The sequence below is a fragment of the Treponema endosymbiont of Eucomonympha sp. genome, assembly GCF_001028545.1.
In genome coordinates, this window is sequence record NZ_BBPW01000139.1 from 1 (window position 1) to 1807 (window position 1807).

A 1807-nucleotide genomic window follows, 5' to 3' on the forward strand; every position below is an offset into this window, starting at 1 on the left:
GCTTCGGTGCTGGTGCCATAAAAATAAACATTTTTACTGAATTGGTTTTTATATCGCTGTTTATGGTGCGTTTCATGATTTGCCGTGACAAAATAAGGCAGCAGATACGGTATGCTTCTATCCCAAACATTCCGTATAAAAGGACTATAACTGCCGTACACGCATTTGCTGATAACAATCATTTCGTCGCATTTTGAAAACAACTGACCGATATTTTCATAGCCGTCTTTAATCACACAGACGCCCGGTGTTTTTATCCAGCAGCCATAACAGCCGATACAATGGCGGATTTTTCCGCGAGACCCGATGACAGCGTTTTCCTGATTCAGAGCAGGCGCAATGTGCTTAAAATCAGCGTCTGACAAATCATGCATAATCAATTTCATGTTCACGCACCTTATTTTTCACAAAATACCGTGTGCTTTTATCTTTGTCAACATATATTTGGGGTATACCGCCGCAGACGGCGGAGGGCGAGTCAACCTGCCGTGCAGGTTTTAATGTGGCGCGGTCGTTTCAGGCGAGCGTTTATGCATGAAGCGGCATGCAGCGCTATAGCCGATTATATCATATTTTTATCACGGTATAATCCCGTTTATGATTTCGCCCCACGGTCCCCGTTCCCCTTTTGTGTTTTTCCAGCACAGACAAAATACGCTTTTTGCCCGCGCTGCTTTTCGGAAAAGACGCACGTGTGCGGCGTTGTCGTCGCAAAGGCGGACGCCGCAAGCTCTTCCACCGAGGTCGACGGCTCGGCACGAATGCCCCAGCGGATTTCAGCGTCGAGAACGCCCTGCGGCTTTCCGCGCGTTTTTCTGCCGGCATCCTTAAAGCGGACGGTCAGCCGACGGATAACCGAGCTGTCGATTTCCGCTTCAGGATAGGTTTCGGGCGGAGGCACCGGGGTGCGGGTTTTCTTGCGCAGCGGCAAGCACATGTTTCCCCGGTCCGCGTCGGCTACGACGGGATTATAGGCAAGGCGCGCCTTTACAAAGAGGCGAAGCGCCGCCCCGAACGCATTCCTCGCCGTGTTTTTTCAAAAACGTCAACTTTCCCGTGGTTCGGGTCGGCGGCAGCGGCGAATTTTGCCCGATAGTCGGCGAGCAGTGTCTGAACGGGCGCCAAATCCGCCGGTTCGAGCTTAAAATCCGCCAAATGCCCCGCCACATAGTCAACGAGGGCGGTCGCCCAGTCCAGAAACGCCGTTTCCGCGCGCGGTATATAGTCTATATTTGCTCCTTTTTATGCGGGCGGCTGCCCGTATGCGGCGGGCGAAGCGCGTCGGCGGCGCGCCCGCGCTCCCTTGGGGCTGTGCCCCGCCGTGTTCGCAGCCAGCATAGCACGTTTCAGCGCGTTCCGCCAGATGTCCGTTTCATGAGACAGAGCTCTTGCGCCATGAAACCGGGCTTTAATTTTATGGAACGAGGGTTTGGCGTTATGGAACGAAACGCTTGCGCCGTGAAACGAGCCTTTAATTTCATGAAACCAAGCGCTAATTCCTAGAAACGAGAGCTTTGCGCTATGGAACGGGGCGCGAATGCCGAGAGACCGCGCGTTGATTCCGCGAACAGAAACCGCGGAGGAACGGAGGCGGACGGTAAGAGGAGCCGCCGTTCCGCGCATGCGGTGTTCGTCGACGATTCCAAAACGGCACCCGCGCCGCGTGTCTGCGTTGCCGCCTCCCGCGAAATACGCCCGCTTCCCCGGGGTTTTAAACGCGGCTATGAAGCCCCGCGGCAAGAGATCGGAAGCGCGTCGTGTGGGGCACGTGTGTGGATATCGGTGGTCGCCGTATCACTAATAAACA

General features: G+C 54.6%; 4 protein-coding genes. All 4 read right to left on the reverse strand.

Annotated features, from left to right (window positions below; all coding sequences use genetic code 11):
• A partial coding sequence (locus AWU74_RS05340; RefSeq protein WP_187150864.1) for a flavodoxin family protein occupies positions 1-374 on the reverse strand: 374 nt, incomplete at its 3' end.
• Positions 375-595: 221 nt separating this feature from the next.
• Positions 596-937: a hypothetical protein gene (locus AWU74_RS05345; protein WP_059368979.1), complete on the reverse strand. Its 342-nt coding sequence runs from the start codon at positions 935-937 to the stop codon at positions 596-598.
• A gap of 50 nt (positions 938-987) precedes the next feature.
• Entirely contained in the window at positions 988-1155 is a 168-nt protein-coding gene (locus AWU74_RS11660; RefSeq protein WP_162481668.1) for a hypothetical protein, read from the reverse strand.
• Between the two features lie 87 nt (positions 1156-1242).
• Entirely contained in the window at positions 1243-1740 is a 498-nt protein-coding gene (locus tag AWU74_RS05355) for a hypothetical protein (protein WP_062328376.1), read from the reverse strand.
• Between the last annotated feature and the right edge of the window lie 67 nt (positions 1741-1807).